General features: G+C 49.3%; 15 protein-coding genes. 7 read left to right on the top strand and 8 right to left on the bottom strand.

Annotated features, from left to right (window positions below):
- The first annotated feature begins 76 nt into the window (after positions 1-76).
- Together C2M35_RS07345 and C2M35_RS15915 are read left to right on the top strand one after the other, a co-directional pair.
- Positions 77-772, top strand: a complete 696-nt coding sequence (locus C2M35_RS07345; RefSeq protein ID WP_105264972.1) for a hypothetical protein — start codon at positions 77-79, stop codon at positions 770-772.
- 359 nt (positions 773-1,131) lie between these two features.
- The gene (locus C2M35_RS15915; protein ID WP_105264971.1) at positions 1,132-3,132 is read left to right on the top strand and encodes a S8 family serine peptidase; all 2,001 of its coding nucleotides are present in this window, start codon (positions 1,132-1,134) and stop codon (positions 3,130-3,132) included.
- A gap of 78 nt (positions 3,133-3,210) precedes the next feature.
- Here the strand turns inward: C2M35_RS15915 and C2M35_RS07335 are convergent, their stop codons facing one another.
- The 3 genes from C2M35_RS07335 to C2M35_RS07325 form a co-directional block, all read right to left on the bottom strand.
- Positions 3,211-4,467 carry an aromatic amino acid transport family protein gene (locus tag C2M35_RS07335; RefSeq protein ID WP_105199907.1) on the bottom strand — a complete coding sequence of 419 codons (1,257 nt, stop codon included), beginning with the start codon at positions 4,465-4,467 and terminating at the stop codon, positions 3,211-3,213.
- A 183-nt stretch (positions 4,468-4,650) separates the two neighbouring features.
- Positions 4,651-6,225, bottom strand: a complete 1,575-nt coding sequence (locus C2M35_RS07330) for a peptide MFS transporter (protein ID WP_105259194.1) — start codon at positions 6,223-6,225, stop codon at positions 4,651-4,653.
- Positions 6,226-6,338: 113 nt separating this feature from the next.
- Positions 6,339-7,139 carry a UDP-2,3-diacylglucosamine diphosphatase gene (locus C2M35_RS07325; protein WP_105199927.1) on the bottom strand — a complete coding sequence of 267 codons (801 nt, stop codon included), beginning with the start codon at positions 7,137-7,139 and terminating at the stop codon, positions 6,339-6,341.
- A 46-nt stretch (positions 7,140-7,185) separates the two neighbouring features.
- On the opposite strand from C2M35_RS07325, the gene C2M35_RS07320 reads away from it, so the two are divergent.
- Positions 7,186-7,590, top strand: a complete 405-nt coding sequence (locus C2M35_RS07320; protein ID WP_105264970.1) for a hypothetical protein — start codon at positions 7,186-7,188, stop codon at positions 7,588-7,590.
- A 79-nt stretch (positions 7,591-7,669) separates the two neighbouring features.
- Positions 7,670-7,897: a DUF333 domain-containing protein gene (locus tag C2M35_RS07315; RefSeq protein ID WP_105199910.1), complete on the top strand. Its 228-nt coding sequence runs from the start codon at positions 7,670-7,672 to the stop codon at positions 7,895-7,897.
- A gap of 61 nt (positions 7,898-7,958) precedes the next feature.
- Here the strand turns inward: C2M35_RS07315 and C2M35_RS07310 are convergent, their stop codons facing one another.
- The 4 genes from C2M35_RS07310 to C2M35_RS07295 form a co-directional block, all read right to left on the bottom strand.
- Positions 7,959-9,686, bottom strand: a complete 1,728-nt coding sequence (locus C2M35_RS07310; protein WP_105264969.1) for a proline--tRNA ligase — start codon at positions 9,684-9,686, stop codon at positions 7,959-7,961.
- Between the two features lie 72 nt (positions 9,687-9,758).
- Complete coding sequence (gene tsaA, locus C2M35_RS07305) at positions 9,759-10,466, bottom strand: tRNA (N6-threonylcarbamoyladenosine(37)-N6)-methyltransferase TrmO (protein ID WP_105264968.1); 708 nt, start codon at positions 10,464-10,466, stop codon at positions 9,759-9,761.
- A gap of 127 nt (positions 10,467-10,593) precedes the next feature.
- The gene (locus tag C2M35_RS07300; RefSeq protein ID WP_105199913.1) at positions 10,594-11,070 is read right to left on the bottom strand and encodes an acyl-CoA thioesterase; all 477 of its coding nucleotides are present in this window, start codon (positions 11,068-11,070) and stop codon (positions 10,594-10,596) included.
- Between the two features lie 271 nt (positions 11,071-11,341).
- Positions 11,342-12,988, bottom strand: coding sequence for an electron transfer flavoprotein-ubiquinone oxidoreductase (locus C2M35_RS07295; RefSeq protein ID WP_105264967.1), 1,647 nt, complete (start codon positions 12,986-12,988; stop codon positions 11,342-11,344).
- 230 nt (positions 12,989-13,218) lie between these two features.
- Here C2M35_RS07295 and C2M35_RS07290 point away from each other — a divergent pair, with 230 nt between their 5' ends.
- The 3 genes from C2M35_RS07290 (at position 13,219) to C2M35_RS07280 (ending at position 15,287) form a co-directional block, all read left to right on the top strand.
- Positions 13,219-13,971, top strand: coding sequence for an electron transfer flavoprotein subunit beta/FixA family protein (locus tag C2M35_RS07290; RefSeq protein WP_105199915.1), 753 nt, complete (start codon positions 13,219-13,221; stop codon positions 13,969-13,971).
- Positions 13,968-14,894 (top strand): electron transfer flavoprotein subunit alpha/FixB family protein, encoded by a 927-nt coding sequence (locus tag C2M35_RS07285; protein ID WP_105264966.1) that lies wholly within the window; start codon positions 13,968-13,970, stop codon positions 14,892-14,894. The genes C2M35_RS07290 and C2M35_RS07285 overlap by 4 nt, the downstream gene beginning before the upstream one ends.
- Before the next feature lie 81 nt (positions 14,895-14,975).
- Positions 14,976-15,287, top strand: a complete 312-nt coding sequence (locus C2M35_RS07280; protein ID WP_158677934.1) for a DUF2845 domain-containing protein — start codon at positions 14,976-14,978, stop codon at positions 15,285-15,287.
- A gap of 137 nt (positions 15,288-15,424) precedes the next feature.
- On the opposite strand, the gene C2M35_RS07275 is transcribed toward C2M35_RS07280, so the two are convergent.
- The coding region (locus C2M35_RS07275; protein WP_158677933.1) for a tyrosine-type recombinase/integrase at positions 15,425-15,624 on the bottom strand (200 nt) is incomplete at its 5' end.

The raw sequence follows: 15,624 nt of genomic DNA, 5'->3' as shown, positions 1-15,624 counted from the left end.
GCGGGCAGTGTAAGTTTGCGCAAATCGGTGGCCGTTGGGTCATGATGAATGTCTTAAATTAACTGTTAATTCAATTATGAAGCTTGAACTTACCGATCCTGTGTGGTTTTCCTACGTCCATTTTAAAGGGCAAAAGGGGCTTTCCCCGCACAGTGTTATTAAGCTGCCATTACTTAGGCTGCTGGCAACGCTTTCGCCAAAAAAGGAATGGCTGTTTGCCCTTATGGTACTGGCGTTAGCGCCGCTGCCTTTTATCCTTGAGCCCCATTTTGGCCTTAGAGCCTTTGTATTTATCTATTTTCCGGCCTTAGTTGGCGTCTTGGTGCTTAAGCGCATTGTCTTTTGGCGCACTTTTGGCGCCGATAAGAAAAAGTTGATGACTTTGAGTGCAGAGCAAATTGAGATAAGCCCATTGGCATGTGCTCAGTTAAGTAAAACGGCCGTTTTATCTCGCCAGGATATTGCCAAGGTAAAGGTTTACTACACCTTGACTCACGACCATGATGTGGGCAGCTCTGGGGCGAGGTCCTCGGTGAATCAGCTAGCCTTAGTGCTTAAGGATCAAAGTGAGTATAAATTAAATGGCTACCGCATTGGTCTGGCTAATGTACTCTATTTACTGGTTTATTTTGACTATCCTTTGGAGTTTAGTAAGCAGTCAATAGCCCATGTACCAGGGCATCTGTGGCCTCTGACTTTACGGCTAATCCCCATCTGTGCCAACGTCCCGGCACTGGGGCAGACGTTATTTGCGTTAAAAAGCGTATTTTAGCCGGTCATTACTGAATATTCACAAGGACGTGAATAGGCCACCGATACCCCATAGACATTCCATTGCAATATGGTTTTTCTGATTTAGGTTCTGGTACTTTTTTGCGTACTGATCGGTTGCTAATCTGAACGTCTTTTCCTTCTGCCTCCCGCTTTAGTTCCTAAAAAATGAACAATTTATACGCCGATTTCTTTCGCCTATAAAATCGCCTGCTATACTCTGTTCGATATTTGTTCACTTTATATTAACAAAAAGCCGTAAACATAAGTGGCGAATAGCAGGGTTGAGTTAGCGCAAGAGGTTCCAGTTAACCCGGCCCGATGAAGGAAAACTTATAAATCTATCTTAGGAATCCATCTATGCTGAAAATAAAACGACCCCTGGTTGTGTCTGCAGTACTGTCTGCGTTATCACTTGCGGGCACCGCACAGGCGGCCAATGAAGAGCAACGCTACATAGTAAAATTCAAACCAGGTCAAAAAGCCTCGGTAATGACGGCGCTAAGCAATAGTCGAGGTAAGGTTGAGCGTGAACTCGATAAGCATCAACTCGTTGCCGTTACGCTTCCTGCGCAAGCGGCTAAACAATTTAAGAGCAGAAAAGACATAGAGTTTATCGAGGTCGATCAAAAGCGCTATTTGATGGCCGAAAGCACACCCTATGGCATTTCTATGGTTCAGGCGGATCAAGTCAGTGATGCCCTTACCGGAAATATGAAGGTCTGTATCATGGATACCGGTTACGACCTTGGCCATGAAGACCTGCCCAATACCGGCGTAACCGGCGATGACGGATACGATAACTATAATTCCGGCAACTGGTATGAGGATGGTCATGGCCACGGCACCCATGTCTCGGGCACCATAGCTGCTCTAGGCGGTAATGGCACCGGGGTTGTGGGTGTGAACCCCAGCGGTAATTTAAGCCTGCATATGGTCAAGGTATTCAATAGTAACGGCCAATGGGCTTATGGCTCGGATCTGGTCGCAGCGGTCGATCAATGTATGGCGGCCGGCGCCAAGGTGATCAGCATGAGTTTGGGTGGCAGCGGCTCAAGCAGTGCCGAGCAAGCGGCATTTGATAATGCCCACGCCAATGGTCTGCTTTCTATCGCTGCGGCAGGTAATGACGGTAACAGCAGCATGTCTTATCCGGCCTCTTACGATTCCGTGATGTCGGTTGCTGCGGTGGACTCTAACGGTAATAAAGCCAACTTCTCCCAATACAACAGCCAGGTGGAGATCGCCGCGCCCGGTGTGGCAGTTAATTCAACCTTGCCGAATAACAGTTATGCGGCCTGGAGTGGCACGTCTATGGCCACCCCTCATGTGGCTGGCGTCGCCGCGCTGGTATGGAGCCATTATCCAAGTTGTAGCAACGATCAGGTGCGTACCGCCATGGCACTGTCAGCAGAAGACCGTGGCAGCGCAGGAAGAGATAACAATTATGGCTGGGGCATAGTCAAGGCTAAGGCGATGTTTGACCTGTTTGCCGATGGCTGTGACGTTGGCAATCTCCCTGAGCCTCCAGAGCCGGAAGATTTAGTTAACGGCGTGCCGGTAGAGAATCTTGCTGGAGCCAGCGGTGATGCATTTGAATACAAGATGGCCGTGCCCTCAGGCGCTTCCAACCTGGTGTTCGATATGTCCGGTGGCAGCGGTGATGCCGATCTCTATGTTAAGTTTGGCTCTAAGCCTACCGCCAGCAGTTACGATTGTCGTCCGTATTCAAGTGGTAACAATGAAAGCTGTAGCTTTACCTCGCCACAGACAGGCAACTATTACGTAATGGTACTGGGTTACAGCAGCTTCTCCGGCGTGTCTCTGGTCGGTAACTATGATGGCGGCGGCACGCCCAATACGCCGCCAACCAGTGAGTTCAGCTACAGCTGCACGGATCTGAGCTGTGATTTTGACGCCAGCCTTAGCTCCGACAGCGATGGCAGCATCAGCAGCTACAGCTGGGACTTTGGTGATGGTAGCACGGCCAGTGGCCAGGCGACCTCCCACAATTACAGCGCCGATGGCAGCTATAATGTGACACTGACAGTGACGGATAATGATGGCGCGTCGGATAGCAGCACGCAAGTTGTCACCGTCACCGGCGGCGCTACCAGCGACATTACCTTGCAGGCATCCGGTTATGCCTCCAGAGGCACGCGTTATGTGGATTTAACCTGGAGCAATGCAAACGGCAGTAATGTGGATGTGTATCGCACTAAAAACCGCGACACGGTAACCTTTACCACGGCCAATGATGGCGCCTATACCGACTCCTTCGGTGGCGGTGGCTCTTTCGTCTACAAGGTTTGCGAGTCCGGTACGCAAAACTGTTCACCGGAAGTAACGGTTAATTTCTAATTGAATTTAAGCCTTACAAATAAAAAATCCACCTGCTATGCGGGTGGATTTTTTTTAAAGGCATTGAACAAAGTTAAATTAACTCAACAGGCTATATACCAAAGCAGACACTGCCAGTGCGCCCACTAGCAATACAAACAAGGTACTCAACTTACCGCGATACTGCGCCAGTGCTGGAACCTTATAAACGGCAATCATGGGCATGATAAAGAGGATCATGGCGATAATAGGGCCGGAAATCGCTTCCATCATTCCCAGTATGCTGGGGTTATAGATGGCACAAATCCAAATCGCTACAAACATCAAGGCTACACCCAGTTTATCGGCGCCGCGATAGCTTAATGACGAGTGTTTTACTACCAGGCCATTAAAGCTTTCACGGGCACCCAAAAAGTGGCCGAAGAAAGATGAGGTAATGGCAACAAAGGCAACCAGCGGGCCAACATAGGCAAGCAGCGGGTTGTTATAGGTATTCGCCAAATAAGAAAGTACTGAAATATTGGCTTCCTTGGCCGCTAGCAGCTCCTCGCTTGATAGTGCAAACACGCAGGAAAACACAAACAGCAGGACAAAGCTTATCAGCATAATGGCCGTGTACTTTAAGATCTTGTCTGATTTGGCGCGAGCATGCTCACCGTAGTGGCGACGCTGGGCATTGGCAAAGCTGGAAATTGCGGCGGCGTGGCTAAATGAAAAAACGATCACCGGTACCGCTAGCCAGAGGTTGGTCGCCAGCTCAGGGGCGCTGCTAATGTCCATTGAGGGCATTTGCCAGTGGGGAATAAGGTACAGGGATAGGCCGAACAAGACCGCCACCAAGGGGTAAACCAAAAATGCGAAGGCCCGCAACATCAGCTTCTCGCCGCCTAACATCACAGCTACCATGGCCGCCACCAGGACACCTGAGAGCACTGCACGCGGCGGTGAGCTCATACCGAGCTGATTGACGATAAAGTCATCCACAGTGTTGGTCAGGCCTACGCCATAGATCAACAGAATCGGGAAGATGGATAGAAAATAGAGTAGGGAGATCAGGCGCCCTGCGGTGGCACCAAAGTGTTCCTGCACTACATCGGTAAAATCACTGTCATCCTTCTTTGACGAGAGCACGAAGCGCGCCAAGCCTCGGTGTGCTAGGTAGGTCATGGGGAAGGCGGCCAACGCCATAATCACTAAGGGCCAAAACCCTCCTAAGCCTACATTTATGGGTAAGAATAAAATACCCGCGCCGACGGCGGTGCCAAAAAGGCTAAGCAGCCAATGGGTGTCATGACGATTCCATGAACTTGCTGTTGCCGAGGCGCTGGCGCCAAGGACTTGGTGAGAGGAGTTCATATACTACTACCTGATACTGCATAAAAATTCGGGGCAATGATACCTAATATGCCAAAACAATTCATACTTATGCGTAACAGAGTGTATTTTTATGTGACTGGTTGGGCCACTAAGCCGCGCCTTGCTTGCTTTTGCAATGAAAAAGGCCTCTGAATTCAGAGGCCTAGTTAGATTGGTTATTAATTACACTTTTTGCTCTGCGGGCTGTTCACTGGGGTTGTCATCGAGCATGGGCTCGTCGCCGCCGTTGGCGCGCTCCCAAAACTTGGCTTTAAAGTTAATCAGCACCAGAACAATACCCACCCCTATGCTAAATAGCGCGATTTGCATGTATAAGCCCGGGATTTGCTGGACATTTTCCGGGTCGAAAGAACCAGCCAATAAGCCCGAGATAATATTGCCGATGGAATAGGTCAGTACGAAGACCCCCATCATTTGACCAACATAGCGGGCTGGCGAGAGGCGACTCACGGCACTGAGGGCCACCGGACTTAAACAGAGCTCCCCCACGGTATGCAGGAAGTAGGTGGTAATAAGCCAGTAAGGTGCCACTTTTAAGCCATCTGCGGCGTATTGCGCGGCAAAAAACATCACTAAGAAACCCGATGCCATGATAATTAAGCCTACGGCGCATTTTACACTGTAGGAAGGGGTGATCATGCGTTTGGCCATATTAATCCACAGGGCGGCGAAAAACGGCGACAAAATAATAATGAAAATCGAGTTGGCCGATTGGAACCAGGCGGTAGGGATTTCAAACGTGCCTAACATTCTGTCAGTGTAGTCACGGGCGAATAAGTTAAGCGATGAGCCCGCTTGCTCAAAACCAGACCAAAAACAGGCAGAGGCCACACACACCAAAAACAGCGCCCACATCCGCTGTTTTTCACTGTCGCTGAGCTCACCCATAAAATAGATATGGCCAAAATAAATAAAGAAGGTGATGGTAAAGACGATAGCCACTGAGCCGGCTAAGGCAACCGGGTTGATCACCAGCCAGCCCTGGTAACCGGCGACAACCGTGAGCGCGACAATAGTGATAAAGGCGCCGATGATGGTCCAGGCCAAGGAGGCGCCTTTGGTCGACAGTGGATTGGCGGGCTTGTCATTAATGCCGGCAATATAGCCTTGGCTCATTCGGTATTGCACCAGACCTAAGGCCATGCCCACGGCCGCCGCACCAAAGGCCCAATGCCAGCCGACATTTTCCATAAAGTAGCCGCATACGCCGTACCCTATCATGGAGCCGATATTGATGCCCATGTAGTAAATGGCGTAGCCACTGTCACGGCGCTCATCTTCGGTTTGATAAAGCTGGCCGACCATGGCGCTGATATTCGGTTTTAAGAGACCCGTACCTGTGGCCACAAAAATCAAGCCGATAAAGAAGGAACTGGGGTGGGGAATGGCGAGAATAATATGCCCGCACATAATAATAATGCCGCCGTACCACACGGTTTTTTGTCCGCCGAGGAGGCGATCTGAGATCCAGCCGCCGGGCAGGCCTAAAAAGTACACCGCGCCCGTGTATAAGCCATAAATGGCAGCGGCGGAGGCCACGGTAAAGGCCAGGCCTTCTTGTTGCAAGGAGGCGGTCATAAAGAGTACCAGCATGGCGCGCATACCGTAATAACTCATGCGCTCCCACATCTCGGTAAAGAACAGAGTTTGCAGACCTTTGGGGTGACCGAAAAACGCAGTATCCAGCTTGGCGTCTCCGGCCACGCTTTTTTGCGTGGATAATTGCTCGTCAGACATAGATTCACTTCCATTATTGTCGTTATAGTGAACAATTATTAGTACGTTAATTAGCCGTGAGATGCAACCTTGGCCATTTTTGACGGATCAAATCAGGCCAAGGTAAGGTTAATTTAAGCCGCCTTACTGTTCACTTCAGCAAGGGTGTTGGTTGCCACCACATGCTGTGTATCAGACCAGTGTAGCAGCTCCATGCGACCATGCTCGTTTTCGACTAGGGCAGTGCAGTTTTCTATCCAATCGCCGTCATTACAATAAATGATGCCATCGCTGACACGCAGTTGCGGCTGATGTATATGGCCGCACACGATTCCGTCGTACCCTTGGCGCTTAGCTTCATGGATAGCGGCATTTTCAAATGCGGTTATCGCCGCCTGTGCCTTATGAACCCGCGCCTTGATCCAAGATGCCAGGGACCAGTAATTACCACCATAAAGGCGGCGAAAACGGTTATGCCAACGGTTTAAAAACAGCAAAAAGTCATAGGCGGCATCGCCTGCGACTCGGATCAGTCTGTTGTAGCGGGTCGCCGAGTCGAAATCATCCCCATGGAGAATTAAAAAGCGCTTGCCGTCATCCGTGGTATGCACAAACTGACGATGCACTTCCACCCCCATAAGGGTGTCCTGGTCGTAACGGCGAAAAGTTTCATCATGGTTGCCCGGCACATAAATAACGCGAGTGCCCTCATCGGCTTTGGCTTTTAGGGCTTCAAGCACATGGTAATGGCTGGGATGCCAGAAAAAGCGACGTTTCATCGACCAAAGGTCGACAATATCACCGACTAAATAAAGTCGGTCGCACTTTATGCTGTTTAAGAAGTCCAATAGATATTGAGCCTTACAGTCTTTATAGCCCAAGTGTACATCTGATATAAAAACGGCTCGGTAGTAGGTGCGCTTATTCGTATCCATAATCAGGTTCATCCCAGAGTAATAGAATCCAGCCTAGGAGGCGCGAATGACAATAAGAAGTCTAAAAAAAGAACAATCCATGACAATGCTGGTGCTGCTATTGTTGTTCTTTCTCGGTGGATGCAAGTCCACTATAAGTAGTGGTGACGCATTTGTCGGTGTCGACTTTATTAACCGCACAGGGGGGGCGTTGAGGGACGTTAAGCTGGCGGTGTTAGAAGGCAGCACGGCTCATGTCAGTTGCACTCATGTTGATACTGCAGCCCAGTGCGGCACGGGATTCCCGGCGCACAGCTACCATGGCGAACAGTTACGTTTAAGCTATTATCAAGGTACGGATCTTAAAAGTCATGTGTTTAATATCAAGGTGCCCGAAGAAGGGGCTCAGTTTTATCGAGTGCAAATTCGTGTAACGGCATTGGCACCCGATGTATCGGTATTAAAGCAATAAGAAATAAATAACAGGAGTTAGTCAATTTGCGTTAGCTGCAAAATTTGATGTGGTAATACCAAGGATTAAGGAGGCACAGATGCGTGTAGTTATAATGCTAGTGTCACTGTGTGTTGTTGCCGCTTGCGAGCAGCAGCCAGCCACCGAATTGCAGCCGGGCGATATGGGCAATCCAGCGATACGCTTTTGCGTTGAGCAGGGCGGACATTACCTAAGTGAAGGTAGAGCTGCTAATCGGCGACAGTATTGTGTCTTGGATGATGGCACTAAGGTCGATATGTGGGAGTTTTATCGAGACTATCAATGACATTAAAAAAGCCAGTCCTGAGACTGGCTTTTCTTTTGCTTACTTAGTTGCGCCCTGCGACCTAGTCTTGTTGCAGCTGGGCAACAATAGCGGCCACCGCATCGTCGATTTTAAGCATGGTTTTCTCACCGGTACGGCGGTTTTTCAGCTCAACTTCGTCGTTATCCAGGTTACGCTCGCCAATAACCAGGGTATAAGGCACACCTAGCAATTCCATGTCGTTAAACATTACGCCCGGGCGCTCTTTACGGTCGTCGAACAATACATCCACACCCGCTTGTTGCAGCTCGCTGTAAAAACGCTCGGCAATATCAGGAATACGGTGTGACTTGTGCATATTCATAGGCACAATGGCTACCTCGAACGGGGCGATATTCTTAGGCCAGATAATGCCGTACTGGTCGTTATTCTGCTCGATGGCAGCGGCGACCACTCGGCTAACGCCGATACCGTAACAACCCATGGTCATGATTTGGTTTTTACCGTCTTCACCCAACACGCCGGCATTCATTGCTTCTGAGTATTTGGTTCCAAGCTGGAAGATATGACCCACTTCGATACCGCGCTTAATGCTCAGGGTACCCTGACCACAAGGGCTTGGATCGCCTTCAACCACGTTACGGATGTCGGCAACTTCATAGCCAGTTACATCGCGGTCCCAGTTGATGCCGCTGTAGTGCACATCATCGCTGTTGGCACCGGCAACAAAGTCAGCCATTACTGCCGCACTGCGGTCAACAATGATTGGCACAGTAAGGCCTACCGGTCCAAGTGAACCAGGACGAGCACCAACGGTGGCTACTATGTCTTCTTCTTTGGCCATTTCCAGCGGTGAGAACACACCGGCAAGTTTTTCGGCTTTCAATTCGTTCAGTTCATGGTCGCCACGCAGTACCAGGGCTACCAGACCACGCTCGCCTTGCTCGTTTTCTTCGCCATATACGAACAGAGTCTTAACGCCGCGATGTGGTTTTACACCATAGTGCTCTTTTAGCTCGGCAATGGTTTTGGCATTAGGGGTGTCGAACTTTTGCAGCTCTTTGCTTGGCTCAGGGCGAGCCTCTACAGGAGCCAAGGCCTCTGCCTTTTCGATGTTGGCGGCGTAATCACTGCCGTCACTAAAGGCGATGGCGTCTTCACCAGACTCGGCCAGTACGTGGAACTCATGCGAGAAGCTGCCGCCGATAGAGCCGGTATCGGCCAATACAGGGCGGTAATCCAGACCTAAACGGTCGAAGATATTACAGTAAGCCTGGTGCAGCTTTTCATAGGTCTGCGCCAAACATTCTTCACCCAGGTGGAAAGAGTAGGCGTCTTTCATCATAAACTCGCGTGAGCGCATGATGCCAAAGCGCGGGCGAATTTCATCGCGCACCTTGGTTTGAATTTGATACAGGGTGATAGGTAACTGCTTATAGCTGCTTACTTCACGACGAATGCAATCTGTGATCACTTCTTCATGCGTCGGACCCAGGGCAAACGGGCGATTATGACGGTCTTCAATACGTAGTAGCTCGGGGCCATATTGCTCCCAACGACCCGACTCCTGCCATAGCTCGGCGGGTTGGATAATGGGCATCAGCATTTCGATGGCGCCGGCCTTGTTCATTTCTTCACGAACAATGTTTTCTACTTTCTTAAGTACTTTTACCCCGGTCGGAAGCCAGGTGTACAGGCCCGAGGCCAATTTGCGGATCATCCCGGCGCGAAGCATAAGCTGGTGGCTTACCACCTCGGCATCTGAAGGCGTTTCTTTCAGGGTCGCAAGTAAATACTGACTGGTACGCATGAAGGTTCCGTTTTGTTATTAGTAAATAGATATGGGCGCTAGTTTAGCAGTGCTGCGCCCGTGGGCAAAGCGCTAAAGTGGCGATATTTGCTCGACATGATTATGCTCGCCATCAACCTGCCAGCGAATATTAAAATCATACAAGGTCATGCCGTAACTTTGCGTCCCTTCTTTGTTTTTCTTATAGGCCGGACGTGGGTCCTGCTGCAACACTTGGGTAATAAAGGTTTCTAGTTGCAACGCCGGATCAAGGGTAGCGATAAAGGCCAATGCCTGCTCGGAAAAACTGACCGTCATCTGAGTTTGCGGGCGGGTGTCTGCAAAACCGGCGCTGGCATCGGGCAGAGCGTCGGAATAAGGCAGGTAGGGCTTGATATCCAGCACCGGAGTGCCATCAAGCAGGTCGACGCCACCGAGTTGCAGGATAACCTGGCCGTTTGCATAATCAACACCAAGCAGCTCCACCGCACTCATGCCTATGGCATTGGGGCGAAAGGTGGCGCGGGTGGCAAACACACCTTTGCGCGCATTACCGCCTAAACGGGGCGGGCGCACCAAGGCGGAATAGCCTTTATCTGCGGTTTCATGAAAGCGAAACAACACCCAGATATGGGTGAAATCTTCAATGCCGCGCACAAATTCTTCGTGATTAAACTCACCCGTCAGCACCAACTGGGCGCGAGCGGTATCCACTAAGCGTGGCTGCCTGGGAATGGCAAACTTTTGTTTATAGGGTGAGCGGATATGGCCTATGGCGTCGATGGCAAAAGATGTGGTCACGGCAATACTATTAGGTGTTAAATAAGCGCGCCAGTGTATCGGCGGCGCCGGTTAAATTCAAGGGCTGGCGCGAGCCTTAGGTGCCAGCGACAATATTAAGGCTAGCCCTGAGGGCGGACCCTGAGGGTTAACCCTTGTCCGTGGTTTGCTGCAGCAGGTTTTCCGTTTCTATGGCGATTTCTTTCATCCGTATGGCATAGGCTTCGAGGCGTTTTTGCTCTGTGGTTTTGGCGACAAACTCGGGGACTTCTACCGGGTAGCCGGCTTGATCCATAGCGACAAAGCTGATCACGCAATGATTGGTTTCCACCATGTGCTGGGTTTTTGGGTCGCCACAGCGCACCTGAATAAAGATTTGCATACTGGTTTTGCCGGTGTGGGCGATACTGGCCTCAACCTCAATCAGTTGGCCAACAAGTACGGGGCGGCTGAATTTGACCCCGGCCACTGACACGGTCACACAATAATGACCGCTCCAACCAGCGGCACAGGCGTAACCGGCCTGATCTATCCATTTCATTACCACACCGCCATGCACCTTGCCGCCAAAGTTGACGTCGGTGGGCTCGGCTAAAAAGCGAAAGGTCACTGATTGTTGTGGCATTGTTCTTCCTCGACTGCGTAAGTGCTTATTAATAGTATAGTAAATGTTTGAATTTGGGCACAAAAAAGGGGCTGACGCCCCAGTTGCAACTTAGGATGTAGAAAAGGTTTATACCAATTCTGTTAGGTATGTGATCAGAGATAGCGCTGGATAAATGAGATGATCACAAGGCGGAATTTTTCTTATGTAGTTATTCTACATCGAAAAATTCCAACGCCGTGAGCATGATATTTAGCCCGCTAGAATGATTAGCTATTTAAGTGAATTGGTATCACATATTTGGATAGTTTGGACCGCCAGCGCCTTCTGGTGTTACCCAGGTGATATTTTGACTCGGGTCTTTAATATCACAGGTTTTACAGTGCACGCAGTTTTGCGCATTGATCACAAATTTAGGCTCGCCTTCGGTGCTATCCACTTCGTAAACACCCGCCGGGCAATAACGCTGTGCCGGTTCATCATAACGGGCCAGGTTCACCTTGATAGGGATACTGGCATCTTTAAGTTTAAGATGACAAGGCTGCGACTCTTCGTGATTGGTATTGGATAAAAATACCGACGACAATTTATCGAAGCTTAGCTGACCATCCGGTTTTGGATAGTCGATTTTTGGCGCCTGAGCAGCCGGTAACAAGGTGGCGTAATCCGGAGTATTATCCTTAAAGGTGAAGGGTAATTTACCGGCAAACAGGTTTTGATCTAGGGTGTTATAAGCACCGCCAAAGAACTTACCCAGCTTGTGCATGGCCGGACCAAAGTTACGCGAGCGGTATAACTCGTCATACAACCAGGACGCTTCAAAACGCTCTGCAAAATCCGTCAGTTCTGTGTGTTCTTGACCCGCTTGCAGGGCTGCAAAAATGCTCTCTGCGGCTAGCATGCCAGATTTCATCGCCGTGTGATTACCCTTGATCTTGGCAAAGTTCAGGGTACCGGCATCACAGCCTACCAATAAACCGCCAGGGAAGTGCATCTTAGGTAAAGAATGCAAACCGCCTTTGGCAATGGCGCGGGCACCATAAGCCAGGCGCTTACCGCCGCTAAGGACATCGGCAAACACCGGGTGATGCTTCATGCGCTGGAATTCATCAAATGGACTTAGGTGTGGGTTTGAATAGTTCAAATCTACGATTAAACCAACCACGACCTGATTGTCTTCGGCATGATACATAAATGCACCGCCGCTGGTATCACCGGATAAAGGCCAACCCGTACCATGGATTACTTTACCTTCGTGGTGTTTATCCGCATCTATCTGCCAGATTTCTTTAAAGCCGATACCATAATGCTGCACTGAGCTGTTCGCATCCAGGGCGAATTGATTGATTAGTTGCTTACCCAGGTGACCACGGCAGCCTTCGGCAAACACTGTGTACTTGGCGCGCAGTTCCATGCCCGGCATATAGCCCGGCTTTTCGTTGCCGTCTTTGTCCAGACCCATATCGCCGGTAATAATGCCTTTAACCGTGTCGTCTTCGATAATAAGGTCATGGGCACTAAAGCCAGGGAAAATTTCTACCCCAAGCTGCTCGGCTTGCTCGGCCAAAAAGCGACAAACGTTACCCATGGAAACGATGTAGTTACCATTATTATGGAAGGTTTTAGGAACCATGAAGTGGGGCAGGGACTTGGCGCTTTTCTCGTCGTTGAACCAATAGATCTCATCCTCGGTCACTGCTGTGGTTACCGGAGCGCCTAGCTCCTTCCAATTTGGCAACAGCTCGTCAAGGGCCTTGGTTTCAAATACGGCGCCGGAGAGAATATGGGCACCGACTTCCGAGCCTTTCTCTACCACGCATATCATTAATTCTTGTTGTTGTTCTTGTGCAAGCTGCGCAAGTTTAATGGCGCTGGCAAGGCCGCTAGGCCCTGCGCCTACGATCACCACGTCAAATTCCATGGTCTCACGTTCTACCATAATAATCCCCTGCTATTGATGACGGTCAAAGTGTTACGAAATGCAAATTAATCGTTACACAAAAGATAGTGCTCCAAGGTTATTTTAGGTTGACGTTTACGTCAACAGGAAGTACGCTGATTTCATCAAAATAAATAAGTTTACGTTAACGTCAGGTTGTGGTGTCAAAATAGTGATTATGCGGGTTTTAGCCGTATCCCCACCTTCCTGCGTCTCTATTAGGAGCATATATGAAAGTATTAGTGCCCATTAAACGTGTAATCGATTACAACGTAAAAGTACGCGTTAAGGCCGATAAAAGCGATGTGGATTTGGCCAATGTAAAAATGGCGATGAACCCATTTTGTGAAATTGCCATCGAAGAAGCCATACGTTTAAAAGAAGCGGGTAAAGCGACTGAAGTAGTGGCCGTTACTATTGGTGATAAATCCGCTCAAGAGCAACTGCGTACCGCATTAGCCTTGGGTGCTGATAGCGCTATTCATATCGAAACTGAAGATAAGCTGGACTCACTGCATGTGGCCAAGTTGCTTGATAAGGTCATTGACGAACAGCAGCCAGATTTGGTGATTTTAGGTAAGCAAAGTATTGATGCCGATAATAACCAAACAGGTCAAATGCTGGCAGCACTGCGCGGTTGGCCGCAAGGCACCTTCGCCTCAAAAGTAGAATTAAACGACGGCAAGGTGAATGTGACCCGTGAAGTAGACGGTGGTCTGCAAACCGTGGCACTCACACTGCCGGCGATAGTGACAACGGATCTGCGTTTGAACGAGCCTCGTTATGCATCTTTACCTAACATCATGAAGGCTAAACGTAAGCCGTTGGATGTTAAAAATGCTGCCGACATGGGCGTTGATCTTACCCCTCGCGTGCAATTGGTAAGCGTTGAAGAGCCAAGTCAGCGTCAAGGTGGTGTGATCGTTGAAGACGTAGCAACCCTGGTCAGTAAGTTGAAGAATGAAGCGAAGGTGGTGTCATGAAATCATTAGTTATTGCTGAACACGAATACGGTCAACTAAAGCCGGAAACGGCAAAAACAGTGCATGCGGCCGCTAAAGTTGGCGCCGATATCGACCTACTTCTGATTGGTGAAGGCTTGGAGGCTGCGGCTCAAGAAGCAAGCACTATCAGTGGTGTAAGTCGCGTTCTGGTAGCCGATAGCGCTGAGTACGCTCATCAACTTGCGGAAACTTGTGCCGACCTAGTGGTTAAGCTCAGTGCCGATTACAGCCATATCTTCGCCAGCGCCACCACCACGGGCAAAAACATGATGCCACGTGTTGCCGCGTTACTTGATAAAGCGCAGGTATCGGACATTATCGACGTAATCGATGCCGAAACCTTTAAGCGTCCGATTTATGCCGGTAATGCCATTGCTACGGTTAAGTCGTTGGAGTCTCAGCACATCATCACCGTACGTGCCAGTGCCTTTGATATTGCCGAGCAGGGCGGCGGCGCACCGATTGAAGCCATTAGTGATGTGATTGCTTCTAGCAACAGCGCATTTGTATCAAAAGAGCAGACCGAGTCTGAGCGCCCTGAACTTACCGCTGCCGATGTGATCATCTCGGGTGGTCGTGGTATGCAAAACGGTGAGAACTTCAAACTGCTTGAAGGTATTGCCGATAAGCTAGGTGCCGCCATTGGTGCTTCTCGCGCCGCGGTAGACGCAGGTTTCGTACCCAACGATATGCAGGTTGGTCAAACGGGTAAAATCGTTGCTCCTAACCTTTACATTGCCGTGGGTATTAGTGGTGCCATTCAACACCTGGCAGGTATGAAAGACTCTAAGGTGATTGTGGCCATCAACAAAGACCCAGATGCACCTATCTTCCAGGTGGCCGACTATGGTCTGGTTGCGGATCTATTCGAGGTATTACCTGAGCTTGAAGCCGCTCTGTAATTGATCCTAGATAAAAAAAGCCTGTATAAGCTATTCTTGTACGGGCTTTTTTATGCTGATTTTTATCTACAAGGAGAGTGTATGAAAAACGTCATCTACTTATTGCTGATTTTTTGCAGCGCTATGGCGCTTGCGGGGCAAAGCTTCCGTTTGGCGGATGGCGACCTGGTTTATACTGGTATGAATAAAATAGAAATACTTGATAAGCTGGGTGAGCCGTTAATGAAGGATGTGCAAAGCATAGGTGTAGACAAAGGAGATGGCTTTGCTGGTAAGAAAACTGAAATTTGGTCTTACCGACTACGAGGCGATATTGGCGGCGAATACTTGGTATCTGTCACCTTTAAAGGCGATAAAGTAACAAGTATAAATTCCAAGCAACGTAATCGTTGATGGATAACTGTGAGAGAGTAATAAAGTCTCATACCAAGTAATAAAGATTCATACTGAGTATTAAAGTATCATACTAAAATGGCAGCGATCGTAATCGATACGCTGCCATTCCTAAATCGAAAATGCCCCAAAATAAGCTAGAAAATTTTGCTCAAAGGGCTAACAACACCGTTTGCGCCTTGCTGTAAAACATGAGTATAAATCTGAGTGGTTTTAACGTCTGAATGACCCAGTTGACTTTGGACTGTGCGAATGTCTGCTCCTGATTGCAAAAGATGAGTCGCGAACGAGTGTCTAAACGTATGTGGTGTAATTAACTTTGTAATCCCCGACTGTT

The sequence above is a fragment of the Pseudoalteromonas sp. T1lg76 genome, from assembly GCF_002964725.1.
Classification (GTDB): Bacteria; Pseudomonadota; Gammaproteobacteria; order Enterobacterales; family Alteromonadaceae; genus Pseudoalteromonas.
This window is presented reverse-complemented; position numbering and strand designations above follow the sequence as displayed.